The 22,359-nt window shown below is 24.0% G+C and carries 32 protein-coding genes; all 32 read left to right on the forward strand.

Annotated elements, in window-relative coordinates; genetic code table 11:
• Positions 1 to 371 precede the first annotated feature (371 nt).
• Complete coding sequence (rpsT, locus tag KTO59_RS00555) at positions 372 to 638, forward strand: 30S ribosomal protein S20 (protein ID WP_225696114.1); 267 nt, start codon at positions 372 to 374, stop codon at positions 636 to 638.
• A 70-nt stretch (positions 639 to 708) separates the two neighbouring features.
• Entirely contained in the window at positions 709 to 1,983 is a 1,275-nt protein-coding gene (gene serS / locus KTO59_RS00560) for a serine--tRNA ligase (protein WP_225696113.1), read from the forward strand.
• A 60-nt stretch (positions 1,984 to 2,043) separates the two neighbouring features.
• On the forward strand, positions 2,044 to 4,062 hold the full coding sequence (gene ftsH, locus KTO59_RS00565) for an ATP-dependent zinc metalloprotease FtsH (RefSeq protein WP_284928176.1): 2,019 nt from the start codon (positions 2,044 to 2,046) through the stop codon (positions 4,060 to 4,062).
• A gap of 186 nt (positions 4,063 to 4,248) precedes the next feature.
• A complete protein-coding gene (locus tag KTO59_RS00570; protein WP_225696111.1) occupies positions 4,249 to 5,148 on the forward strand; it encodes an RluA family pseudouridine synthase in 900 nt (299 codons plus the stop codon).
• A gap of 38 nt (positions 5,149 to 5,186) precedes the next feature.
• Positions 5,187 to 6,878: an arginine--tRNA ligase gene (gene argS, locus KTO59_RS00575; RefSeq protein ID WP_225696110.1), complete on the forward strand. Its 1,692-nt coding sequence runs from the start codon at positions 5,187 to 5,189 to the stop codon at positions 6,876 to 6,878.
• Positions 6,879 to 7,094: 216 nt separating this feature from the next.
• Positions 7,095 to 7,697, forward strand: coding sequence for a lambda-exonuclease family protein (locus KTO59_RS00580; RefSeq protein ID WP_225696109.1), 603 nt, complete (start codon positions 7,095 to 7,097; stop codon positions 7,695 to 7,697).
• Positions 7,698 to 7,916: 219 nt separating this feature from the next.
• Positions 7,917 to 8,147 carry an acyl carrier protein gene (acpP, locus tag KTO59_RS00585; protein ID WP_225696108.1) on the forward strand — a complete coding sequence of 77 codons (231 nt, stop codon included), beginning with the start codon at positions 7,917 to 7,919 and terminating at the stop codon, positions 8,145 to 8,147.
• 48 nt (positions 8,148 to 8,195) lie between these two features.
• Positions 8,196 to 10,637 (forward strand): leucine--tRNA ligase, encoded by a 2,442-nt coding sequence (gene leuS, locus KTO59_RS00590; protein WP_225696107.1) that lies wholly within the window; start codon positions 8,196 to 8,198, stop codon positions 10,635 to 10,637.
• 35 nt (positions 10,638 to 10,672) lie between these two features.
• Positions 10,673 to 11,305, forward strand: a complete 633-nt coding sequence (gene gmk, locus KTO59_RS00595; protein WP_225696106.1) for a guanylate kinase — start codon at positions 10,673 to 10,675, stop codon at positions 11,303 to 11,305.
• Positions 11,306 to 11,312: 7 nt separating this feature from the next.
• Positions 11,313 to 11,528 (forward strand): DNA-directed RNA polymerase subunit omega, encoded by a 216-nt coding sequence (gene rpoZ / locus KTO59_RS00600; RefSeq protein ID WP_225696105.1) that lies wholly within the window; start codon positions 11,313 to 11,315, stop codon positions 11,526 to 11,528.
• A 56-nt stretch (positions 11,529 to 11,584) separates the two neighbouring features.
• On the forward strand, positions 11,585 to 12,511 hold the full coding sequence (gene rsmH, locus KTO59_RS00605; RefSeq protein WP_284928178.1) for a 16S rRNA (cytosine(1402)-N(4))-methyltransferase RsmH: 927 nt from the start codon (positions 11,585 to 11,587) through the stop codon (positions 12,509 to 12,511).
• A gap of 331 nt (positions 12,512 to 12,842) precedes the next feature.
• Positions 12,843 to 13,175, forward strand: coding sequence for a 30S ribosomal protein S10 (gene rpsJ / locus KTO59_RS00610; RefSeq protein ID WP_225696103.1), 333 nt, complete (start codon positions 12,843 to 12,845; stop codon positions 13,173 to 13,175).
• A gap of 94 nt (positions 13,176 to 13,269) precedes the next feature.
• Complete coding sequence (rplC, locus tag KTO59_RS00615; RefSeq protein WP_225696102.1) at positions 13,270 to 13,920, forward strand: 50S ribosomal protein L3; 651 nt, start codon at positions 13,270 to 13,272, stop codon at positions 13,918 to 13,920.
• Positions 13,920 to 14,546, forward strand: coding sequence for a 50S ribosomal protein L4 (gene rplD / locus KTO59_RS00620; RefSeq protein WP_225696120.1), 627 nt, complete (start codon positions 13,920 to 13,922; stop codon positions 14,544 to 14,546). Before rplC ends, rplD begins: the two co-directional genes overlap by 1 nt.
• Positions 14,546 to 14,845, forward strand: coding sequence for a 50S ribosomal protein L23 (rplW, locus tag KTO59_RS00625; RefSeq protein WP_225696101.1), 300 nt, complete (start codon positions 14,546 to 14,548; stop codon positions 14,843 to 14,845). Before rplD ends, rplW begins: the two co-directional genes overlap by 1 nt.
• Before the next feature lie 39 nt (positions 14,846 to 14,884).
• Entirely contained in the window at positions 14,885 to 15,715 is an 831-nt protein-coding gene (rplB, locus tag KTO59_RS00630; protein WP_225696100.1) for a 50S ribosomal protein L2, read from the forward strand.
• Positions 15,716 to 15,734: 19 nt separating this feature from the next.
• Entirely contained in the window at positions 15,735 to 16,016 is a 282-nt protein-coding gene (gene rpsS / locus KTO59_RS00635) for a 30S ribosomal protein S19 (RefSeq protein WP_225696099.1), read from the forward strand.
• Between the two features lie 18 nt (positions 16,017 to 16,034).
• A complete protein-coding gene (gene rplV, locus KTO59_RS00640) occupies positions 16,035 to 16,409 on the forward strand; it encodes a 50S ribosomal protein L22 (RefSeq protein WP_225696098.1) in 375 nt (124 codons plus the stop codon).
• Positions 16,393 to 17,145, forward strand: a complete 753-nt coding sequence (rpsC, locus tag KTO59_RS00645) for a 30S ribosomal protein S3 (RefSeq protein WP_225696097.1) — start codon at positions 16,393 to 16,395, stop codon at positions 17,143 to 17,145. Before rplV ends, rpsC begins: the two co-directional genes overlap by 17 nt.
• Positions 17,146 to 17,176: 31 nt before the next feature.
• Complete coding sequence (rplP, locus tag KTO59_RS00650; protein ID WP_225696096.1) at positions 17,177 to 17,599, forward strand: 50S ribosomal protein L16; 423 nt, start codon at positions 17,177 to 17,179, stop codon at positions 17,597 to 17,599.
• Positions 17,596 to 17,835, forward strand: coding sequence for a 50S ribosomal protein L29 (rpmC, locus tag KTO59_RS00655; protein WP_225696095.1), 240 nt, complete (start codon positions 17,596 to 17,598; stop codon positions 17,833 to 17,835). Before rplP ends, rpmC begins: the two co-directional genes overlap by 4 nt.
• Positions 17,836 to 17,956: 121 nt before the next feature.
• Entirely contained in the window at positions 17,957 to 18,223 is a 267-nt protein-coding gene (gene rpsQ / locus KTO59_RS00660) for a 30S ribosomal protein S17 (RefSeq protein WP_263864476.1), read from the forward strand.
• A gap of 1 nt (position 18,224) precedes the next feature.
• A complete protein-coding gene (rplN, locus tag KTO59_RS00665) occupies positions 18,225 to 18,605 on the forward strand; it encodes a 50S ribosomal protein L14 (protein WP_225696094.1) in 381 nt (126 codons plus the stop codon).
• 9 nt (positions 18,606 to 18,614) lie between these two features.
• A complete protein-coding gene (gene rplX, locus KTO59_RS00670) occupies positions 18,615 to 18,959 on the forward strand; it encodes a 50S ribosomal protein L24 (RefSeq protein ID WP_225696118.1) in 345 nt (114 codons plus the stop codon).
• A 21-nt stretch (positions 18,960 to 18,980) separates the two neighbouring features.
• Entirely contained in the window at positions 18,981 to 19,523 is a 543-nt protein-coding gene (gene rplE / locus KTO59_RS00675) for a 50S ribosomal protein L5 (RefSeq protein ID WP_225696093.1), read from the forward strand.
• 57 nt (positions 19,524 to 19,580) lie between these two features.
• Positions 19,581 to 19,850, forward strand: a complete 270-nt coding sequence (gene rpsN / locus KTO59_RS00680) for a 30S ribosomal protein S14 (protein WP_121463679.1) — start codon at positions 19,581 to 19,583, stop codon at positions 19,848 to 19,850.
• A gap of 17 nt (positions 19,851 to 19,867) precedes the next feature.
• Positions 19,868 to 20,245 carry a 30S ribosomal protein S8 gene (gene rpsH / locus KTO59_RS00685; RefSeq protein WP_284928195.1) on the forward strand — a complete coding sequence of 126 codons (378 nt, stop codon included), beginning with the start codon at positions 19,868 to 19,870 and terminating at the stop codon, positions 20,243 to 20,245.
• 19 nt (positions 20,246 to 20,264) lie between these two features.
• The gene (gene rplF, locus KTO59_RS00690; RefSeq protein ID WP_225696092.1) at positions 20,265 to 20,807 is read left to right on the forward strand and encodes a 50S ribosomal protein L6; all 543 of its coding nucleotides are present in this window, start codon (positions 20,265 to 20,267) and stop codon (positions 20,805 to 20,807) included.
• A 21-nt stretch (positions 20,808 to 20,828) separates the two neighbouring features.
• Entirely contained in the window at positions 20,829 to 21,182 is a 354-nt protein-coding gene (rplR, locus tag KTO59_RS00695) for a 50S ribosomal protein L18 (RefSeq protein ID WP_225696091.1), read from the forward strand.
• Positions 21,182 to 21,718, forward strand: coding sequence for a 30S ribosomal protein S5 (gene rpsE, locus KTO59_RS00700; protein WP_445083510.1), 537 nt, complete (start codon positions 21,182 to 21,184; stop codon positions 21,716 to 21,718). Before rplR ends, rpsE begins: the two co-directional genes overlap by 1 nt.
• Entirely contained in the window at positions 21,715 to 21,912 is a 198-nt protein-coding gene (gene rpmD / locus KTO59_RS00705) for a 50S ribosomal protein L30 (protein ID WP_225696090.1), read from the forward strand. The genes rpsE and rpmD overlap by 4 nt, the downstream gene beginning before the upstream one ends.
• A gap of 1 nt (position 21,913) precedes the next feature.
• Entirely contained in the window at positions 21,914 to 22,354 is a 441-nt protein-coding gene (rplO, locus tag KTO59_RS00710; RefSeq protein ID WP_225696089.1) for a 50S ribosomal protein L15, read from the forward strand.
• Positions 22,355 to 22,359 lie beyond the last annotated feature (5 nt).

Genomic DNA, 22,359 nt, shown 5'->3' on the forward strand with positions numbered 1-22,359 from the left:
AGAACAAGGTTATTCTTATCTCTTTTTAAATATTTTTTTATTAGCTATTATTTTTTATTTTTTATCTTATGGTATTCTTAGTTTGAAAAAGAAAATAAATTCTCTGAAATAATTTTAATTTTTTAATAAAATTAAAATTATTTTTTAGTTTTTTTAAAAAAAATTTATTATTAATTTTTTGTATCAATTAAAGCAACATTTATTTTATTTTTAAAAAGATTATTAAAAAATAATTATATAAAGTTATTTATATAATTATTTATATATAATAATTATATAATATTTTAATTATCATAAATTCATATTAATATTATAAAATGTTATTGTGTGTATTAATAGTTTAAATTTTATAAAAAAAAGGATATAAAAATATGGCAAATATTAAACAACAAAAAAAACGTGTTAAAACTGATGCTAAACGTAGATTAAAAAGAAAATCTTATAAATCAAAAATGAGAACTTTAGATAATAATTTTAATAAATTCATCGCTTCTGCAGATAAAGAAAAAGCTGTTGTTTTTTTTAATAAGATTAATGGAGCTTTAGACAAAGGCGTATCTAAAGGAATTTATCATAAAAATTTTGTATCTAGAAATAAATCTAAAATATCTAAATTATTAAATAGTATTTTAAAATAAAAATAATTTTTCTTTTTTTAATAATTTAATTAAAAAAAGAAAATAATTTTCATAATAAAAAGGATTTTTTATGTTAGATTTGAAATTTGTTCTTAGTAATATGAATTTAGTTTTAGATAAAATGAAGAAAAGACAAACAAATCCATTTTTTTTAAAGCAACTTATTCATTTAGATAAAGATAGAAAAAATTTAATTAATGAAATAGAAAAAATAAGATTCCAAAGAAACAATTTATCAAAAGAAATTTCAGAATTGAAATCCAAAGATAAGTTGGATGAATATTTTTTTCAAAAAGAAAAAATTTTTAAAAAAAATTTAAAAGAATTTGAACAAAAATTTCAAGCAATAGAACAGAAAATTTTAGATATTTTATCAAATATTCCTAATTTACCTCATGATTCTGTTCCTGTTGGAACTACGTCAGAAGATAATATTGAGATATTACGTTTTTCTGAACCTAAAAAAATGTCTTTTTCTATAAAAGATCATGTAGAGTTAGGAAAGAAATTAGATATTTTAGACTTTGAAAAAGCTGCTAAAATTACAGGAAGTAAATTTGTTGTTTTAAAAGGAATTGGAGCTAAATTAGAAAGAGCTTTAATTAATTTTATGATTGATACTCATGTATCAAAAGGGTATAAAGAAATTTTTCCTCCTTTTATTGTGAATGAAAAATCTATGTTTTCTACAGGGCAACTTTCAAAATTTAAACAAGAAATTTTTCAATTAAAATTAGATAAACAAAATTTTTATTTAAATCCTACAGGTGAAGTTCCTATGATTAATTTACATCGAGATGATGTTTTAGATGTGAATCAATTACCTTTAAAATATGTTTGTTATACCACTTGTTTTAGACAAGAAGCGGGAGCAGCTGGGAAAAACACAAGAGGTATTTTCAGACAAAAACAATTTAATAAAGTGGAATTAGTTCAATTTGTACAACCTGATAATTCTTATTTAGTTTTAGAACAAATGTTGAAAGATTCGGAATATATTTTACAACAATTAAATTTGCCATATAGAGTAGTTGTTTTATCTACTGGTGATTTGGGTTTTAGTATGAGTAAGACTTATGACATTGAAGTATGGTTACCTGGACAGCAAAAATATTGTGAAATAGCTTCTATAAGTAATGCTGAAAGTTTTCAATCTAGAAGAGCAAATATTAAATTTATTCGAGATAAAAAAACAAAAAGAGAATATTTACATACTTTGAACGGTTCTGCTTTAGCTATAGGTAGAACAATGATAGCAATTATGGAAAATTATCAAGATAAAGACGGAAATATTGTTATACCTGAAGTTTTACGTAGTTATATAGGTATAGATTTGATTAAATAAAAATCAATTTATCTATTTATTTTATAATTATGAACTTTTATTTATAAGGACAAAAAAAGTATGAATATAAAAAAAAATTTATCGAAAATTATTTATTCGGTTATCGCAATTATTTTAATAGGATGTTTTTTAAAATCTTTGAATAATGTTTTTTTTAAAGGTAAAAATAAAGATATAAATTCTATTGAAAATGAAAATTTTGATTCTATAGTCAAAATACAACCTTATTTGATTAGTTCGTTACCTGTTATGTATGATGTACATATTGAATATAAAAATTCAAAATCAGAAGTTTATAAATTTGTTACAGAAAATGATTATTCACAATTTAAAGAAAAATGTTATTCAAAAGTAGATATAAAAAAAATACAAGGACCTGAGATTCGGGATGAATACAAAGGTTTTAAACCTCTTTTAGAGGGATTTCGTCTTTGTTTAACTATTTATTTTTTATATTTTTTATTAAAAAATTTGGCTGGTGCTACATCTCAATTGGCAGAACAGTTTTCTGATAGAGATAAAATTAGAACGCAAAAAAATAAACATTCATTTAAACAACCTACATTAACTTTTAAAGATGTCGCAGGTGCCGAAGAAGAAAAAGAAGAATTAGCCGAATTAGTAGATTTTTTAAAAAATCCTAAAAAATATTATTTGATGGGTGCTAGAATTCCTAAAGGAGTTTTGTTATCTGGACCTCCTGGAACTGGTAAAACATTATTAGCGAAAGCTCTTGCTGGAGAAGCTAAAGTACCTTTTTTTGCTGTTTCAGGTTCAGAATTTGTCGAAATGTTTGTAGGATTAGGAGCTGCACGTATTAGAAGTTTATTTAAATCAGCTCAAGAGCATGCTCCTTGTATTATTTTTATAGATGAAATCGAAACACTTGCGCGTAAAAGAGGAATGAATTCTTACGGTGGTAATAGTGAACAAGAACAAACTTTAAATCAATTATTAATTGAATTAGATGGATATAATCAAAATCAAGGAGTTATTGTTGTAGCTGCTACAAATCAACCTGATTTTTTAGATCCTGCTTTATTGAGACCAGGAAGGTTAGAACGTCGTTTTATTGTTAATTTACCAAGTGTTAAAGATAGAGAAGCTATTTTAAAATTACATTCTTTAAATAAAAAAATTTCTCCCGATGTTAGTTTAGAAGAAGTGGCTAGAGTTACTTCTGGTTTTAGTGGAGCTCAATTAGAAGGTATTTTAAATGAAGCAGCTTTATTAACTGCTAGAAATAATGTTGATTTTATTGATAAAAAAACTATCAGTGAAGCTATAGATCGTATTTTAATGGGACCAGCTAAAAAAAGTGTTAAATATTCTGAAAAAGAAAAGAAAATGATTTCTTATCATGAAGCAGGTCATGCTGTTATTGGGTTAAAATTAAAAGATTCTCGAAAAGTAGAAAAAGTAACTATTATTCCGCGTGGTAATTCGGGTGGTTATAATTTATTTTCTAACGAAGAAGAAAGTTTTTTTTCATCTAAACAACAATTATTAGCAGAAATTACTTCTTTTTTAGGAGGGCGTGCAGCAGAGGAATTATTTTTAGATGATGTTTCTAATGGCGCTTATCAAGATTTTAAAATGGCAACTAATATTGCTAAAAAAATGGTTACTATATTCGGAATGAGTGATTTAGGTTTAACTCAATTTGAAGAAGGTAATAATTTTCATAAAAACTTTTCAGATCCTAAAGCTTTAGAAATTGATCAAACTATACAAAAAATTATATTTAATTGTTATGAAACAGCTAAGAAAATAATTTCCGAAAATAAAGAATTATTTATTAAGATTACAGAATATTTATTAGCAATTGAAACTCTTAATAAAAAAGATATTCAAGAAATAGCAGAAACAAATAAATTGAGCTGGTTTGATAAACAAAAAGAACAAGAAAAACAAGCAGAAGAACAAAAACAAAAAGAAAAACAAGTGGAAGAACAAAAACAAAAAGAAATTGAAAGACAAATAGAAGAAGATAAACAAGAAGAAAAAGTTTATGAAATTAATGATTCTGATTCGACAAAATTTTCAGATACAAAAGACGATATTAATTCATTAAATTAAAAATTATTGAATTAAAAAAATATAAATAAATAATTTAATAAATTTTAAAAAAATAATATTTTATATTTTTTTTAAATTAGATATTTAGATAGTTTTATAATAAAAATGTATTTATGTTTTTTGACATGGTACATTTTTTGTTTATTTTATTAAAATTGAATTTCTTTTGGAATTTTTTGGTGAATTATGAGATTATTAATCGTTCAAGATAAAGAAAAAAATATACGTTTAGATCTTTTTTTGACAAAAAAATTAAATATTAGTAGAAAACATTGTTGTTCTTTAATTGATTCTGGCAAAATTATTGTTAATGATAAAATATCTAAAAAAAGTTATTTATTAAAAATAAATGATACAATAAAAGTTCCTGATATTGAAAAAAATTTTTCTTCTAATATTTTTGATCCTATTAATTTAAAATTAAAAATAATTTATGAGGATCAATATTTAGTTGTTATTGATAAACCTCAAAATTTAATAGTTCATCCTTCTCCTAGTTATTCTGGAGTTACTTTAATTAATGGATTGTATTATCAAATTAAAGATTTTAAATTTTCAGGAGGAAATAGACCCGGAATTATTCATCGTCTTGATAAAGATACTACAGGTTTAATAGTTATAGGAAAAACAGAAGAAGCTGTAATTAGAATGCAAAAATTAATTAAAAAGAGAGAAATAAAAAGAATTTATTGGGCTTTGATTTATGGTTTTTTAGGTTATGATTATGGTACTTTTGATATTCCTATAAGAAGAAGTATTCACAATCGTTTAAAAATGGAAGTTTCGTTACAAGGTAAACCTTCTATTACTCATTTTCGAATTTTAAATAAGTTTGAGAAATTTTCTTTATTAGAATTAAAATTAGAAACAGGCAGAATGCATCAAATTAGAGTTCATTTATCTTATTTAAAACATCCTATTTGTGGTGATTGTTTATATGGTCCCAAAAAACAAACTTTACAACAACAGTTATTACATGCCAAAAAATTAGAATTTACTCATCCTTTTACTGGTGAAAAATTAAAATTCGAAACCTCTTTGCCTTTACATTTTCAAGAATTTTTGAATAAAATAGAATCAAATTAAATAAATTATAAAATAATAAATAATCAAGGGTATTTTTTATGTATTTGAAAAAAATTAAAACAAAAATAGAAAAAAATTTAAATGATAAATATGTTTGTTCTATATTTTTACAAAATAATTTTAAAGAAGATAAATTTGATTTTTTTATACCCTTGTTTAGTTATGTTAAAATTTTTAAAAAAAATTTATTAGAAATTTTTGAAGTTTTAAAAAAAGATTTAATAAAGTTAGAACAAATAGAAAATGTGTTTTTTCAAAATGGTTTTTTAAATATTAAATTAAATAGAAAAAAAATCACTCAAAAAATTTTATTGAATATTTTGAATAGCGATGAGAGTTATTGTCAAAAAGAATTTAATAATCAAGTAGTAGTTTTGGATTATTCTTCGCCAAATATAGCTAAAAACTTCTCTATTGGACATTTACGTTCTACAGTTATCGGTAATTCTTTACAAAAAGTTTATCAAAAATTAGGTTTTAAAACTATTAGCATTAATCATTTAGGTGATTGGGGTACTCAATTTGGAAAATTAATTTTAGCTTATAAAAAATGGGCTAAAAAAGAAAATATGTTAAAAGATCCTATTAATGAATTACAAAGAGTTTATATTTTATTTCATCAAGAAGTGATTAAAAATAAACAATTAGATGAGCAAGCTAGAAAAATTTTTTATCTTTTAGAAAATAAAGATAAAGAAATAACTGAATTATGGAAACATTTTAAAGAAATTTCTTTAAAAGAATTTCATCAAATTTATGATTTATTAGGAGTTTCATTTGATTATTATATTGGTGAATCTTTTTTTCATGATAAAGCAATTCAATTATTAGAAGAGCTCAAGAATAAAAAAATACTTGTATTAGATGATGAAGCTTATGTTATTCCTTTAGAAAATGATTTACCACCAGCTTTAATACAGAAAAAAAATGGAAGTACGCTTTATTTAACAAGAGATATAGCATGTGTTTTAGATCGTTATCAAAAATTTAATTTTTCTAAATGTTTATATGTAGTAGGCAATGAACAAAAATTACATTATCAACAATTAAAATCAGTAATTAATAAGATTGGTTACGAAAATTTACAATTAGAACATATTAATTTCGGTTTAATTTTATTTCAAAATATTAAAATATCTACAAGAGAAAATAATAATTTTAGATTAAAAGATATAATTAATAAAGCAGAAATAGAAGTTAAAAATATAATAAAAGATAGAAATTTTTTTCCAGAAAAGATAAATGAAATATCTCGTCAAATATCTATTGGGGCTATTATTTTTAATGATTTAAAAAATGATCGTCATTTAGATATAGAATTTGATTTAGAAAAAATGTTAAAATTCGAAGGCAATACAGGTCCTTATTTACAATATACGGTAGTTAGACTAAATTCTATTATTCAAAAACAAGATTTTTATAATAATGAATTAACAAAAAATGATTTAAATCCTTATTATGAAAAATTCCATTATTATGTTTTGATTAGATTAATGGATCAATTTGATTCTGTATTAAAAAAAGTTCAAGAGTCTAATATGCCCAGTGTTTTAGCTAGATATCTTTTTCAATTAGCCAAAAATGCTAATAAATTTTATGAAAAAGAAAAAATTTTAAATAATGATGATTTAAAATTACAATATGCTAATATTTTATTGATTAAAAGTGTTTTAATTGTTTTAAAAGAAGGATTGAAAATGTTAGGAGTACCTATTTTAGAAAAAATGTAGAAAATTTAGATTATTTTTTTGATTTTTAAAAAAATATTATCTTTTATTTTTTTTATATATTTTTTATTATTAAAAAATAATTTTAAAAGATATATTAATTATTTTTTAATAAAAATAAATTTGTTTAAAATATTTTTTTATTTTATGTAATAATTAGAATTATTATTTTTATTATTTTAATAATTTTTTAAATTATAAAAAAAGAAAGGTTTTTTAATGAACAATTTTGATTTAGAACAAAATTCTAGTGATTGGCACGAACATAGAAAAAAATATATTAATGCTTCAGAAGTAGCAATAATTATGGGTCTAAATCCTTTCGAAAACAAACAAAATCTTTTTAAAAGAAAACTTTTTGATGAGAAAATAGAAGATAATGAGTTTATGCGTCATGGAAGAGCTTTAGAACCTAAAGCTAGAAATTTTTTTAATGATATTAATAAAACAGAATTTAAACCCTTAGTTTGTGTTAAAGAATTTTTTTCAGCATCTTTAGATGGTTGGAATGAAGAAACAAAAAGCTTATTAGAAATTAAATGTCCTATATCTTTTAATTCTAAAACTTGGAAAAATTTTTTTCTTAAAGATCAAATTCCTATTTATTATTATGCTCAAGTACAAGCACAGATGTATTGTTCTTCTTCTGAAAAAGCTTTTTTTTTGGTATTCCAAAGTTATCAAAATGCTAAAGTGAAAGAAATCAAAAGAGATCCGATATTTATTGAAAAAATGTATGAAGAATGTCTTATTTTTTATAAACTTTTTAAAGAAGCAGAACAAATTTTGAATAAATTGAAAAATCATAAAAAGAAATTTTGAATTATATTTTTTGTTTTTTATTATTTATATAATTAAAAATTTTTGTTTTTATCATGAGATATGTTTTTTGTTAAATAAATTTAAAAAAATTTTGATTATATCAATTAAATATAAAACTATATAAAAAATATTATATAATTATATATAATTTATTTTTTGTATAATTTTATATTTAATTTTTTATTTTGTTAAATTTATTTATATTATATAGGAGTTTAAATGATTTTTGATAAGGTTAAAAAAATTATTTGTAAAAGAAAATCTATAGAAGAAGATAAGATTTTTTTAGAAACCAGATTGAAAGAAGATTTAGCTTTAGATTCTTTCGATGCTGTCGAATTAGTAATTGAATTAGAAGAATTTTTTGATCTTAAAATTAGTGACGAAGCTATGCAACAATTTAAAATTGTAAAAGATATCGTTAATTATGTAGAAAGTAATTTATCATAATTTAATTATTTTATTTGTTTAAAAAAATATTAAAATAAAGGTTTTGTTATGTTAATTTATGATTTTCGTAAAATAGAATTAAAATGGCAGTTGAATTGGGAAAGAAAACAAACTTTTAAAACAAGTTATGATTTTAGTAAGAAAAAATTTTATTGTTTAGATATGTTTCCTTATCCTTCTTCTTCTGGATTGCATATTGGGCATATTGAAGGTTATACTGCCAGCGATATTGTTAACAGATTTAAAAGAATGCAAGGATATAATGTTTTTCATCCTTTTGGTTGGGATTCTTTTGGATTACCCGCTGAACAATATGCTTTAAAAACAGGAAAAAATCCGAAATATTTCACTTATGAGAATATAGAAAATTTTAAAAAACAAATAAAGATGTTAGGTAAAGGAGTTAATTGGGATAAAGAATTATCTACTTCCGATCCTTATTTTTATGGTTGGACTCAATGGTTTTTTAAAAAATTTTATGAACATAAATTAGCTGTTTTACAAGATGTAGAAGTTAATTTTTGTGAAAAATTAGGAACAGTTTTGGCTAATGATGAAATTATTTCTACAGAAAAAGGCGTTTTTTCAGAGAGAGGTAATTATCCAGTTGTCAAAAAGAAAAAGAAACAATGGGTTTTAAAAATTACTAATTATCTCGATAGGTTGTTAAAAGATTTAGATTTATTAGATTGGTCTGTTCAATTAAAAGATATTCAAAAAAATTGGATAGGCAAAAAAAAAGGTTTTATTTTTTCCTTTCCTGTTTTATCAGAAAATAATCATTTTTTAGAAGTTTTCACGACTAAACCAAGTACTATTTTCGGAGTAAGTGCTTTAGTTTTAGCGCCAGAACATCCTTTAGTTGATGTTTTAATTAAAAAAGAATTTATTGATTCTGTCGAATTCTATTTAGAAGAAACAAAGAAAAAAACAGATTTAAACAGAAATATTAATAAGGAAAAAACAGGTGTTTTTATCGGCAGTTACGTTGTTCATCCTTTTAATAAGAAAAAAATTCCTATTTGGATATCTGATTATGTCCTTCCTTCTTATGCTACAGGAGCTATTATGTTGGTTCCTTTTTGCGATGAAAGAGATTTTTGTTTCGCTAAAAAATATAATTTAGAAATAATTCCTATTTTAAAATTTGATGAATTAGAATATAATGTTAATAATTTCGATAAGTATCATTCGATGTCAGAAAAAGATATATTTATAAATAGTTCTTTTTTAAATGGTCTTAATATTGAAGAAGCTAATGATAAAATTATCGAAATATCTGAAAAAGATAATTTAGGTCATGTTCATTATGCTTATCAAATGCGTGATTGGCTTTTTTCTCGTCAAAGATATTGGGGCGAACCATTCCCAGTTTCTTATGATGCAAATAATAATATTTATTTAGAAGAAGATAAAGATTTACCTTTAGAACTTCCTTCATTAGATAAAATTGAAAATTCAAATGATGAGCAATCTCCTTTATCCAAAGTTACTTCATGGTTATATTTTGAAAAAGATGGTAAAAAATATAAAAGAGATTCTAACACTATGCCACAAACAGCTGGTAGTTCTTGGTATTATATAGCATATATTTTAAGAAATGATTTAGGTATACAAGATATTAATACTTGTGAGGCTAAAAAATTTTTAGATTATTTTTTACCTGTAGATCTTTATATAGGTGGAAAAGAACATGCTGTAGGACATTTATTATATTCTCGTTTTTGGCATAAATTTTTATATGATTTAGGATTAGTTTCATCTTTAGAACCTTTTAATAAAATAGTTAATCAAGGAATGATTTTAGGCGAAGATAATCTAAAAATGAGCAAGTCCAAAGACAATAGTGTTAATGCTTCTTTAGTTTTGGAGAAATATGGCGCTGACGCCACAAGACTTTATATTATGTTTTTAGGTCCTTTAGAAGATAATAAGGTTTGGTGTGAAAGCGGTTTCAAAGGAATTCAGCGTTTTTTAAATAGGATTTATAATATTTTTTCATTGTTTTTGATAGATGAAGATTGTTCTATTTTAGAACCGATATTAAATCAAACTATTCAAATAGTAACTGATAATTACGAGAAATTAAAATTTAATAAGGTTATTAGTCAATTAATGATTTTTATTAATAAAGTGTATAAAGAGAAAAAAATAAATCATAATCAAATTCGAATTTTTTTAAAATTATTAAATCCTATTGCACCTCATTTAACAGAAGAGTTAAATGAAAGATTTTTATTTTCTAAAGAAGAATTAGTTTATTCTCAATGGCCTTCTTATCAAAAAATAGAGATAGCAAATGAAAAAGTTGAGATTGTTATTCAAATAAATGGGCAATTGAAATCAAAAATTTTTGTTTTAAAAGATGAAACGCAAGATACGATTTTAAAAAACGCTTTGCAAAATGATAAAATTAATTTTTTAATTCAAAATCGTAAAATTTTGAAAGTTATTTATATTAAAAATAAGTTATTAAATTTAGTTATTTAATTTTAAAATTAGGAAAATTATAAATAGGTTTATATATGAAATTACATAGTAAAGGTTTAATGATAGTAATTTCAGGACCATCTGGCGTCGGAAAAGGATCGATCAAATCAGCTTTATTAAATCAAGTTAATAATAATTTTTGTTATTCTGTTTCTTATACTACAAGGAAACCTAGAAAAGGAGAACAAGAAGGAAAAGATTATTTTTTCATAAATAAAGCAGATTTTGAAAAAAAAATTGAAGAAAATTTTTTTTTAGAATATAGTGAATTTGTCAATAATTATTATGGTACTCCTTATAAAGAAACTTTAAAAAAATTAGAAGAAGGCAAAGAAGTTCTTTTAGAAATCGATATTGAAGGTGTTTTGAAAATTCAAAAACATAAAATTAATAAAGATAGCGTTTTCATTTTTATTTCACCTCTTTATAAAGAAGTTTTAAAAGAACGTTTGAGAAAAAGAGATACTGAAACAGAAGAAGAACTTAAAAAAAGAATATTGAGAGCTTCGGAAGAAATGAAATTAGCTTATAAATGTGATTATATTGTGTTTAATGATGAAATTAAAAACGCTGTAAATAAAATTATGTCTATTATTACTGCCGAACGTCATAAAATTAAAAATATTATTAATTTTTATTCAAAAGAAATTTTAAAAAAAGGAAATTGAAATTTTTATGTTTAAAAATAAAAAAGAAGGTTTAAATTATCCTTCTATTGATGAATTATTAAAAAGAATTGATTCTAAATATAAATTAGCTTATTTGTCTAGTAAAATCGCCCATGTTATAGAAGAACATAAATTAGATGTTGATGATATCGAAGGTAATAAAATATTAAGTAAGGCTTTATCAGAAATTGTGAATGGAAATTTTAATATTACCTTTAATTAAAAAAATTATATTTTAATTTAATGAAAATAAATTATTATTTTTAGAGGTCGTATAAATTGTCATTATTCAAACATATTCCAGTTTTAAATAAAGAAATTATAGAATATTTAAATATAAATCCTAAAGGAATTTATGTAGATGCTACTTTGGGTGGTGGTGGGCATAGTGAATCTATTTTAAATAAACTTAATGAAGGTTATTTGTATTCTTTTGATCGTGATCTTTACGCAATTCAAAAATGTAAAAAGAAATTTGAAAATAAAAAACAAATATTTTTGATTCATAATAATTTTTCTTTTTTAAAAGAAGAATTATCAAAAAGAAATATTTCTTCAATTGATGGTATTGTTTTTGATTTAGGTTTATCTTCTTTTCAAATAGAAGATAATACAAGAGGATTTAGTTATTTACAAAATTCTTTATTAGATATGAGAATGGACATTAAACAAAAAATAGATGCTTCTTATATTGTTAATAATTATAGTTTTTCAGAATTAAAAAAAATTTTTTTATTTTATGGAGAAGAGCCTAAATCTGGATTAATAGCTCGAGAAATTATCAAAAGAAGACCTTTAACTAACACTTTAGAATTAGTAGCAATAACAGATAAATTTTATCCTTTATATATGAAAAAAAAGAGAGGTCATAGCGCCAAAAGAATTTTTCAATCATTAAGGATGGAAGTTAATCAAGAATTAAAATGTTTAGAAGAAGCTTTACAACAAAGTCTTGATTTGTTAAAACCAAATGGCAGAATCGTTGTTATTAGTTTTCATTCTTTAGAGGATCGTTTAGTTAAAAAATTTTTTAAAAACAATATTCAATCTAAAATACATCCTAAATTACCTTTTTTAGAAAAAGACATTCCTCCTACTCCTTTAAGTCTTGTTAATAAAAAAATTATTTATCCTAGCGAAGAAGAAATAGAATCTAATCCTAGAAGTCGTTCTGCTAAATTAAGAGTTGCTGTTAAAAATTTCTAAATATGAATTTGTTAATTTTAAAAATATTTTTTTGTTAAATAGATTTTTGTGTTATATTAAGATATGATATGTTTTTTTAAAACTTTTAATAATGATAAATAACAATTTTATATTGTAATGATGTGTTATTTAATATATAATTTAAATGATTGTCTTTTTTAATAAGTTTTTTTTGAGTTAAATATTATTTTATATTTTGTAATATTTAATTTTTTGTAATTTATTGAATATTAAAAAATATAAAATTATTTATTATTTATTAAAGAAAACTTTTATTATAAATTATTTTTTATATTTTAATCATAATTGTCACGAAAGGTTTTATTAAAAAATGGTTAAAGAAAAGGCACAAAATAAAGAAGTTATAAAGATTATTTTAAAATCTTATGATCGTAACGTAACTTATCAAGCGGCCCAAAAAATTACTGATAGTATTATAAAAATAGGTGCTGAAAGAATAAGTTCAATACCATTACCAACAAAAAGAGAAATTTTTACTGTTATTCGTTCTCCATTTGTTAATAAAGATAGTAGAGAACAATTTGGACGTTTCACTCATAAACGTTTAATTCAGATTGTTAATCCTAGTCCTGAAATAATAAATGCTTTAATGTATATTAAATTACCTTCTACTGTTAATATTTTTTTAAAGAAAAACATTTAAAAATATTCTACTGTTAATATTTTTTTAAAGAAAAATATTTAAAAATATTTTTTTGAAATAATTTTGTTTTTTTAAATTTAAGAAAGAGGATAAAATGGCTAAGGGAATTTTAGGAAAAAAAATAGGAATGACTCAGGTTTTCACTGAAGAAGGATTTTTAATTCCTGTTACTGTAGTTGATGTGTCTAATAATGTTGTTTTACAACAAAAAAATTTGGAAACAGATGGTTATCAAGCGACACAATTAGGATTTGATTCTAAAAAAGAAAAATTAATGAAAAAACCTGTTTTAGGACATTTTAAAAAGAATAAAATCGAACCTAAATATTTTGTTAGAGAAATTTCTTTTGGTTCTAATATAGTTAATGAATTATCAGATTTACCAGAAGGCACTATTTTAGAAAAAAATTTATTTTCTTCTAAAGAAATTATAGATGTAACAGGTATTAACAAAGGAAAAGGTTTTTCGGGTTCTATTAAAAGACATAATCAAAGCCGTGGTCCTGAAAGTCATGGTTCTAGATATCATAGAAGACCTGGTTCTATGGGTCCTATTAAAGGTAATATTACAGGTAAAAAATTACCTGGTCAATTAGGTCATGAGCAGGTTACTTTACAAAATTTAACTCTTTATAGTGTTGATTCAGATAAAGGGATATTTTTGATTAAAGGAAGTATTCCAGGTCCTAATAAAAGTTTTGTAATTATAAAATCTGCTGTTAAAAAAAATAAGGAAGTATCATGATGCCTAAATGTAATTTATTTAATCAACAAGGTGAAATTGTATCAGAGATCACTTTATCCGAAAATGTTTTCGGTACCAAAATTAATCAACAAGTTTTATATGATGTCGTGAATCAACAAAGAGGAGCGATGCGCCAAGGTACACATTGTACCAAAAATAGAGCAGTTGTTTCAGGTGGAGGAAGAAAGCCTTGGGCTCAAAAAGGAACAGGTAATGCTCGTCATGGTTCTATTCGTTCTCCTTTATGGAGAGGCGGAGGAGTTGCTTTTGGTCCGAAACCAAGAAAATATTCTTTCAAAGTTAATGCTAAGATTAGAAAAATAGCTATGAAATCAGCTTTATCTTTGCAAAAAGAAAAAAATAATTTAATGGTAATTGATTTTTTTAATATAGAAAGTCATAAAACAAAATATTTTCAAAAATGTTTAGAACAAATTAAAATTGGTAAAAACAAAGTTTTAATAATAGTTAATGAATTAAATGATAATTTAGTTCGTTCTACTAATAATTTATCTAATGTAACTTTAGAAACTGTTACGCATGTTAGTGTTTATCAAATTTTAAATGCCAAAAATCTTATTATAGATAAAAAAGCCATTGATTATTTAGAGGAGGCTATTAGATAATGATTAAATATTATGACTTGATTCACGATCCGATTATCACTGAATCTACTAATAAAAAAATGGAAATTAATAATGAATATACTTTTAAGGTTAAAAAAGAATCTAATAAAATAGAAATCAGAAAAGCTATAGAACATATTTTTAAAGTAAAAGTTTTTTCTGTTAATGTTATTAATGTATTACCTAAATTTAAAAAAAAAGGTAAATTTCAAGGTTATACTTCTGGTTACAAAAAAGCAATTGTTAAATTATTTCCAGCACAAAGAATAAATGTTTTTAATGAAGAAAAACAAAAATAATTTAGTATAATTTTTAAATTTAAAGAAAGGACACTTATTATGGCTATTAAAAAATATAAGCCTACGTCTAATGGACATCGTAACATGAGTCTACAAGATTTCAGAGAACTTACAACTTCTACTCCTGAAAAAAGTTTATTAGTTCCTCAAAAGAGCACAGGCGGAAGAAATAATCAAGGCAAAATAACAGTACGACATCGTGGTGGCGGAGTTAAACAAAAATATCGTATTATTGATTTTAAACGCAATAAAGATAATATACCTGGAAAATTATCTACTATAGAATATGATCCTAACCGTAATTGTAATATTTCTTTAATTAATTACGTTGATGGAGAAAAAAGATATATTTTGACTCCAAAAGATGTTAAAGTAGGAGATAAAATTTTTTCAGGAGAAAAATCTGATATTAGAGTCGGAAACACTTTACCTTTAAAAAATATTCCTGAAGGTTTTTTAGTTCATAATATTGAATTAAAACCTGGTAAAGGTGGCCAATTAGCTCGTAGTGCTGGTACTTCGGCTCAAATTATTAAAAAAGAGGGTAAATATGTTGTTTTAAGTTTATCTTCTGGTCAAACAAGAAAATTTTTATCTGAATGTAGAGCTACAATAGGAGTATTAGGAAACGAATTTTATAAATTAATTCGTAATGGTAAAGCTGGAAGAAGTCGTTATTTATCTATAAGACCTACTGTTAGAGGTTCAGCTATGAATCCTAATGATCACCCACATGGTGGTGGTGAAGGTCGCGCTCCTATTGGACGTAAAGCTCCTATGACTCCTTGGGGTAAAAAAGCTCTTGGTGTTAAAACACGTAAGAAAAATAAAAATTCTAATAAGTTGATTTTAAAAAATTGCAAAAAATAGATTTATAGGTGTATAAAATATGACTCGTTCAATTAAAAAAGGTCCTTTTTGTGATGAATCCCTTTTACTTAAAGTAATGAAACAAAAACAAAATAAAACTGAAAAAGCTATTAAAACTCGTTCTCGTAGAAGCGTTATTTTACCTATTTTTGTTGGACATAAAATTGATGTTTACAATGGAAAAGAGTATATTAGTTGTTCTATTACTGAAGATATGGTTAATCATAAATTAGGAGAATTTTCACGTACTCGTACTTTTCGCGGTCATGCAAAAGGCGATAAAAAAGTTTCAAAAAAATAATTTAAAGAAGGTATTTATATGAAAGTTAAAGCTGTAACAAGTCCAATACCTATTACTCCCAGAAAAGCACGTTTAGTTGCTGATTTAATACGTGGTAAGCATGTTAAAGAAGCAGAAGCTATTTTAATGTTTACTTCTAAATCGTCTGCTCCTGTTATTTTTAAATTATTAAAAAGTGCTGTTGCAAATGCTGTTCATAATTTTAATTTTGATAAAGATGATTTATTTGTTAAAGAAATATTTGTCGATGAAGGTTTACGTTTGCCTCGTTTATTTCCGAGAGCTAAAGGCAAAACAGATAAAAGAAAAAAAAGAATGAGTCGTGTAAAAATATTTCTTTCTTCATTTAAAAAAGAAATTCAGGAGATGCAAGTAAATGGGTCAAAAGAGTAATCCTAATGGTTTGAGATTAGGAATAATTAGGACTTGGGAATCTAAATGGTATGATGTTGATAAAAAAGTTCCTTTTTTAGTCGGTGAAGATTTTAAAATTAGAACTTTAATTAAAAATCATTATCCTAAATCAACTATTTCTCAAATAGAAATCAAACGTTTAAAAAAATCAAATGATGAATTTATTGAAATAGATTTATATACTTCAAAAATAGGTATCATTCAAGGTCCGGAAAATAAGAATAAAAATAGTTTAATTAATAACATAGAAAAATTAATTAATAAAAAAGTTCAAATTAATATTTTCGAAGTAAAAGCAATTAATAAAATTGCTGTTTTAGTTGCTCAAAATATCGCTATGCAATTGCAACAAAGAGCTTTTTATAAAGCTGTTTTAAAATCAGCTATTCAAAAAGCTTTAAAAAGTGGCATTAAAGGTATTAAGATTATTATTACAGGTCGTTTAGGTGGAGCTGAAAAAGCTAGAAGAGATTCTATTTCTATGGGAGTTGTTCCTTTGAATACTTTGAGAGCTGATATTGATTACGCTTTTGAAGAAGCCCATACTACTTATGGTGTTTTAGGTGTTAAAGTAATTATTAATCATGGTGAGGTTTTACCTAATAAAACCATCGCAGATACTAGACAAATATTTTCTTCTCAATATGAAAATAAAAAAAATAATAATAAAAGACATTTTGTTGATAAGAAAAATTTTAAAAAAAGCACGTCTTAATATAATCAAAAAGAGGGGTACATAATATATTATGTTAATGCCAAAAAAGACTAAATATCGTCGTCCTCATCGTATAAGTTATGAAGGAAAATCAAAAGGTCAAAATAGAATTATTAATGGTAATTATGGTTTGATTGCAAAAAAAGGAGCATGGATTACTAGCCAACAAATAGAATCTGCTCGTATAGCGATGACACGTCATATGAAAAGAGAAGGAAAAGTTTGGTTGAACATTTTCCCTTTTTTATCTTTAACAAGAAAACCTTTAGAAGTTCGAATGGGTTCTGGTAAAGGTAATCCTGAATTATGGGTTGCAGTTGTTAAAAAAGGTAAAGTTCTATTCGAAGTTAGTGATGCTAATAATTTAGATAAAATAGAAATAGAAGCTTTAAGATTAGCTTCACATAAATTACCTATTACTACAAAAATAGTTAAAAGAGGCCAAGAATCATGATGATCAAAGAAATTCGTAAAATGTCTGATGATGAAATGAATAAAAAAATTATCAATTTAAAAGAAGAATTATTTGATGCTAAATTAAATTTGAATTTAGTTAAATTAAAAGATACATCTCGTATTCGTAAGATAAAAAAAAATATTAGACAAATTAAAACAATTATTCGTGAAAAAGAAATGTCTAAAATCAATAATAAAAATGAAAGTTTAGTATCAATCGTTTCAAATGAATAATTTTTAAATAAAATTAAAATATTTTTTTAATTTTAATTTTATTTAAATAATTGATAAATAAAAAAAATAAATTAATATATTTTTGTTTTTTAAAATATTTTTAAAAAAAGAGGTGAAAATTATGCGTGATAATAATAAAAAAGTTTTTTCAGGTGTCGTTGTTTCTGATAAAATGCAAAAAACAGTTGTTGTAGCTGTTAATTCTTATAATAAACATCCTTTATATAAAAAAAGAATTAAAAAAACTAGCAAATTTTATATTCACGACGAAAATGAAATTGCTAAAATAGGTGATCTTGTTTCTTTTGCAGAAAGAAGACCTGTATCTAAAACTAAAAAATTTCGTTTATTAAATGTTATTTTGAGCAAAAATAAGGTAAAAGAATAATATGATTCAAGTAAATAGTCGTTTAAAAGTAGCTGATAATAGTGGCGCTAAAGAAGTTTTAGTTATTAATATTCCTGGTTCCAGTAAAAGACGTTATGCTCAAATAGGCGATGTTGTTGTGGTTGCTATTAAAAAAAGTATTCCATCCGGAATGGTAAAATCAGGAGAAAAATCTAAAGCTTTAATTTTACGTACTAAAAAAGGTTTAGCAGGAAAAAATGGTTCTTATATTAAATTTGATGATAACGCAGTAGTTATTATCAAAGATGATATGACTTTAAAAGGAACAAGGATTTTTGGACCTGTAGTTAAAAATCAAAAACTAAAAGATAGTAAATTTTCTAAATTTCTTTCTTTAGCTGAAAAAGTTTTTGTAATATGAGGAAATATGATGTATATTAAAGTAGGAGATATAGTAGCTATTATTTCTGGAAAAGATCGTTTTTTTATTGATGAAAAAGGTAATAAAACTGTCAAAACCGGAAAAGTAATAAAAATTTTTTTTAAAGAACAAAAAGTTTTAGTGGAAGGTGTAAATATAGCTACAAAACATAAAAATCCTTCTAAAGATGAAAAAAAAGGAAATATAGTTAAAGAAGAAATGCCTATTCATATTTCTAATGTAGCTTTAATTGATCCTGAAAAAAACATTCCAACTCGTGTCGGATTCCGTCATGAATCAGGAAAAAAAGTTCGTTATTCAAAAAAAACTGGTGTTTTGTTGGATGTATCATAATATAAAAAAGGTAGATAATAAATGAAAAAACAAAATATTGATTTGACCACAAAAAATTCGTTTTTTGCTTTAAAAGAAATTTTTAATTTTAAATCAGTAATGCAAGTTCCTAAAATAGAAAAAATAGTTATTAATATGTCTGTAGGCGAAGCTATTTCTAATGTTAAAATTTTAGACGAATTGTATGAACAGTTAACTTTAATTAGTGGACAGATACCTGTAATTATTAAAGCTAAAAAATCCATTTCTAATTTTAAATTAAGAGAAGGAATGCCTATTGGTTTAAAAGTTACTTTAAGAGGTCATAAAAAAGAATTTTTTTTAAATAAGTTAATTAAAATAGTTTTACCAAGAACTCGAGATTTTAGAGGTATTAGCCCTAAATCTTTCGATGGTAGAGGAAATTACTCATTAGGGATAAAAGAACAAATTGTTTTTCCTGAAATTGATTTAGACAAAGTTAAAAAAGTTTGTGGTATGGATATTTGTATTGTTACTACAGCTAAAAACGATAAAGATGCTAAAAAATTATTAGAATTTTATGGAATGCCTTTCAGAAAATAAAATTTTTAATAAATATTTTTTTAATAAATACAAAAACATTAAATAAGGAGTTGTTGAATGGCAAAGAAATCTAAAATTGTTAAAAACCAAAAACAAAAAGAAATATTTGCAAAATATATAGAAAAACGTCTTGAATTAAGAAGAAAAAAAGATTACAAAGGGTTATCAAAACTTCCAGTTCAATCTTCACCAGTTCGTCTTAAAAATATAGATCAAATTGATGGTAGATCAAGAGGATATATTAGAAAATTCGGTTTATCTAGAATTAAATTTCGCGAATTAGCTAACAAAGGTGAATTACCTGGTGTTAAGAAAGTTAGTTGGTAAAAAGGAGAATAAGAAAAATTATGATTACGAATCCTATTGCTGATTTATTAACAAGAATACGTAATGCTAATGCAATGTTTCATGAAAAAGTTTCGGTTCCTTGTTCTAAATTAAAAATAAAAATGTTAGAAGTTATAAGAAAAGAAGGCTTTATTAAAGGTTTTTTTGTAGATGAGGCAAGAAGAAATATTACAATTTCTTTAAAATATCATGGTAATAAACAAAGAACCATTTTAGGTTTAAAAAGAGTATCCAAACATGTTTCTGTTAAAAAAATACCTAGAGTTTTAAATGGTTTAGGAATAGCTTTAATTTCTACTTCAAAGGGTATTTTGACAGATTATGAAGCTTTAGCTAATAATATAGGTGGAGAAGTTTTAGCTTATATTTGGTAATTTATATAAGGAGACTATAATGTCAAGAATAGGAAAAAAATCCATTTCAATTCCTGAGGGAATTAAAGTCGAAATTGGAGAACAAAATTTAATTCATATCGAATCTTCTTCACATAAATTAAAATATCAAATAAACCCTTCATTAAATATCGATATTAAAGATAATTTAATTAAAATTTCAAGACCAAATAATGAAGTTTTTATGAAAAAAATTCATGGTACTACACGTGCTTTATTATTTAATATGATTTCAGGTTTAACTAATTTGTTTGTAAAAAAGATTGAAATTGTTGGGTTAGATTATGTTGTTAAAAAAGAAGGCTCTAATTTAATTTTTAATTTAGGTTTTTCTCATGTTGTTTTTTTACCTATTCCTTCTGATGTTGAAATAGAGATTATAAAGAATAAACAAATTATTATTCGAGGTATAGACAAACAATTTGTAGGACAATTTGCTGCTAAAATATTAAAATTACGCAAACCAGAACCTTATACAGGTAAAGGAATTCGTTTAGCTGGTGCTTATGTTCATCGTAAAGCAGGAAAAAGTGCTAAAAAATAAGAAAGGATATTTATTTACATAATGATAAATAAAGAATCATCAACATCTTTACGTAAAAAACGTCATTTACGTTTAAGAAAAAAAATAATAGGTACCTCAGAAAGACCTCGTTTAAATGTTTTTTATTCGAAAAAATATTTTTATGTTCAGATAATCGATGACAAAAATAAAGTTACTTTATGCAGCGCTCATAGTAAAGAAATTAAAGCTAGTATAATTAATAATAAAGTAGCTGCAGATATCGGAAGAATTATCGCTCATAAAGCTTTACAAAAAGGTATTAGTAAAGTTGTTTTTGATCGTGATGGACGTTTATATCATGGACGTATAAAAACTTTAGCGAATGTTGCAAGAGAAGAGGGATTAATATTTTGATTAATATAAACAATTCAAGAGACAAAAATAATTTTAAAAAAGTAAATAGTATTTTTCAAGAAAAAGTAATTTTAATTAATAGAATTACTAAAGTTGTAAAAGGCGGACGCCGTTTACGTTTTTCTGCTTTAGTTGTTGTCGGAGATAAAAAAGGTCGAGTAGGTTTTGCAAGCGCTAAAGCTCAAGAAATTTTAGATGCTATAAAAAAAGCATTAGAGAAAGCGAAAAATAATTTAGTTACAATTCCACTTGCAGGAACTACTATTCCTCACGAAGTTATCGGTGAGTATGGCGCTTCTAAAACTTTAATAAAACCTGTTGCAAAAGGTAAAGGCATTATTGCTGGAGGAGCGGCTAGAACCGTCTTTGAATTAGTAGGTATTCGTGATATTTCAGCAAAATCTTTAGGTTCAAGAACACCTATAAATACTTTAAGAGCTTTAATGATCGGATTACAAAAACTAAGAACTATCAAGGATGTAGAAAAAACTAGAGGCATTAATTTAGTAGCAAGATTTAAAGGTAAACAAAAATGAAAAAATTATCAATTACATTAAAAAAAAGTTTAATCGGGAGAACTCCAAATCAAATTAAAAACGCTAATGTTTTAGGTTTGAAAAAGATTAATCAAAAAGTTATAAAAGATAATGTTGAAGTTATCAGAGGCATTATTAAAAAAATTCATCATTTAGTTGTAGTTGAAGAAATTATTAATAAAGAGAGCAATTAAGATGTTACATTTATTAAAACCTGTTAAAGGTGCTAGAAAAACAGTTAAACGTTTAGGACGTGGACCTGGAAGCGGAAACGGTAAAACCTCGGGTAAAGGTCATAAAGGTCAGTTAGCTCGTACTGGCGGTGGTACTCGATTAGGTTTTGAGGGTGGTCAAACACCTTTTTTCCAAAGAATTCCTAAAAGAGGTTTTCATAATTTTAATAAAATTAAATATTGTATAGTTAATTTAAAAGAATTAGAACTGTTTGAAGACGGTTCTTTAATAACAAAAGATTTATTATTGAAAAATAAAATAATTAAAAATAATAAGTTATTGGTTAAAGTTTTAGCTAAAGGCGATTTAACTAAGAAATTAACTGTTCAAGCCTGTAAATTTTCTAAAAAAGCAAAAGATATTATCGAACAAAATGGTGGTAATATAGAAATAATAAGGTAGTTTTA

The organism is Candidatus Phytoplasma sp. AldY-WA1 (assembly GCF_020312115.2).
In the GTDB taxonomy this organism is placed as follows: Bacteria; Bacillota_I; Bacilli_A; order Acholeplasmatales; family Acholeplasmataceae; genus Phytoplasma; species Phytoplasma vitis.

Bases quoted from the DNA above. Each gene is read 5' to 3' on its own strand.
- rpsT (WP_225696114.1), top strand. From the start codon at position 372: ATGGCAAATATTAAACAACAAAAAAAACGTGTTAAAACTGATGCTAAA.
- serS (WP_225696113.1), top strand. From the start codon at position 709: ATGTTAGATTTGAAATTTGTTCTTAGTAATATGAATTTAGTTTTAGAT.
- ftsH (WP_284928176.1), top strand. From the start codon at position 2,044: ATGAATATAAAAAAAAATTTATCGAAAATTATTTATTCGGTTATCGCA.
- KTO59_RS00570 (WP_225696111.1), top strand. From the start codon at position 4,249: ATGAGATTATTAATCGTTCAAGATAAAGAAAAAAATATACGTTTAGAT.
- argS (WP_225696110.1), top strand. From the start codon at position 5,187: ATGTATTTGAAAAAAATTAAAACAAAAATAGAAAAAAATTTAAATGAT.
- KTO59_RS00580 (WP_225696109.1), top strand. From the start codon at position 7,095: ATGAACAATTTTGATTTAGAACAAAATTCTAGTGATTGGCACGAACAT.
- acpP (WP_225696108.1), top strand. From the start codon at position 7,917: ATGATTTTTGATAAGGTTAAAAAAATTATTTGTAAAAGAAAATCTATA.
- leuS (WP_225696107.1), top strand. From the start codon at position 8,196: ATGTTAATTTATGATTTTCGTAAAATAGAATTAAAATGGCAGTTGAAT.
- gmk (WP_225696106.1), top strand. From the start codon at position 10,673: ATGAAATTACATAGTAAAGGTTTAATGATAGTAATTTCAGGACCATCT.
- rpoZ (WP_225696105.1), top strand. From the start codon at position 11,313: ATGTTTAAAAATAAAAAAGAAGGTTTAAATTATCCTTCTATTGATGAA.
- rpsJ (WP_225696103.1), top strand. From the start codon at position 12,843: ATGGTTAAAGAAAAGGCACAAAATAAAGAAGTTATAAAGATTATTTTA.
- rplC (WP_225696102.1), top strand. From the start codon at position 13,270: ATGGCTAAGGGAATTTTAGGAAAAAAAATAGGAATGACTCAGGTTTTC.
- rplD (WP_225696120.1), top strand. From the start codon at position 13,920: ATGCCTAAATGTAATTTATTTAATCAACAAGGTGAAATTGTATCAGAG.
- rplW (WP_225696101.1), top strand. From the start codon at position 14,546: ATGATTAAATATTATGACTTGATTCACGATCCGATTATCACTGAATCT.
- rplB (WP_225696100.1), top strand. From the start codon at position 14,885: ATGGCTATTAAAAAATATAAGCCTACGTCTAATGGACATCGTAACATG.
- rpsS (WP_225696099.1), top strand. From the start codon at position 15,735: ATGACTCGTTCAATTAAAAAAGGTCCTTTTTGTGATGAATCCCTTTTA.
- rplV (WP_225696098.1), top strand. From the start codon at position 16,035: ATGAAAGTTAAAGCTGTAACAAGTCCAATACCTATTACTCCCAGAAAA.
- rpsC (WP_225696097.1), top strand. From the start codon at position 16,393: ATGGGTCAAAAGAGTAATCCTAATGGTTTGAGATTAGGAATAATTAGG.
- rplP (WP_225696096.1), top strand. From the start codon at position 17,177: ATGTTAATGCCAAAAAAGACTAAATATCGTCGTCCTCATCGTATAAGT.
- rpmC (WP_225696095.1), top strand. From the start codon at position 17,596: ATGATGATCAAAGAAATTCGTAAAATGTCTGATGATGAAATGAATAAA.
- rpsQ (WP_263864476.1), top strand. From the start codon at position 17,957: ATGCGTGATAATAATAAAAAAGTTTTTTCAGGTGTCGTTGTTTCTGAT.
- rplN (WP_225696094.1), top strand. From the start codon at position 18,225: ATGATTCAAGTAAATAGTCGTTTAAAAGTAGCTGATAATAGTGGCGCT.
- rplX (WP_225696118.1), top strand. From the start codon at position 18,615: ATGTATATTAAAGTAGGAGATATAGTAGCTATTATTTCTGGAAAAGAT.
- rplE (WP_225696093.1), top strand. From the start codon at position 18,981: ATGAAAAAACAAAATATTGATTTGACCACAAAAAATTCGTTTTTTGCT.
- rpsN (WP_121463679.1), top strand. From the start codon at position 19,581: ATGGCAAAGAAATCTAAAATTGTTAAAAACCAAAAACAAAAAGAAATA.
- rplF (WP_225696092.1), top strand. From the start codon at position 20,265: ATGTCAAGAATAGGAAAAAAATCCATTTCAATTCCTGAGGGAATTAAA.
- rplR (WP_225696091.1), top strand. From the start codon at position 20,829: ATGATAAATAAAGAATCATCAACATCTTTACGTAAAAAACGTCATTTA.
- rpmD (WP_225696090.1), top strand. From the start codon at position 21,715: ATGAAAAAATTATCAATTACATTAAAAAAAAGTTTAATCGGGAGAACT.
- rplO (WP_225696089.1), top strand. From the start codon at position 21,914: ATGTTACATTTATTAAAACCTGTTAAAGGTGCTAGAAAAACAGTTAAA.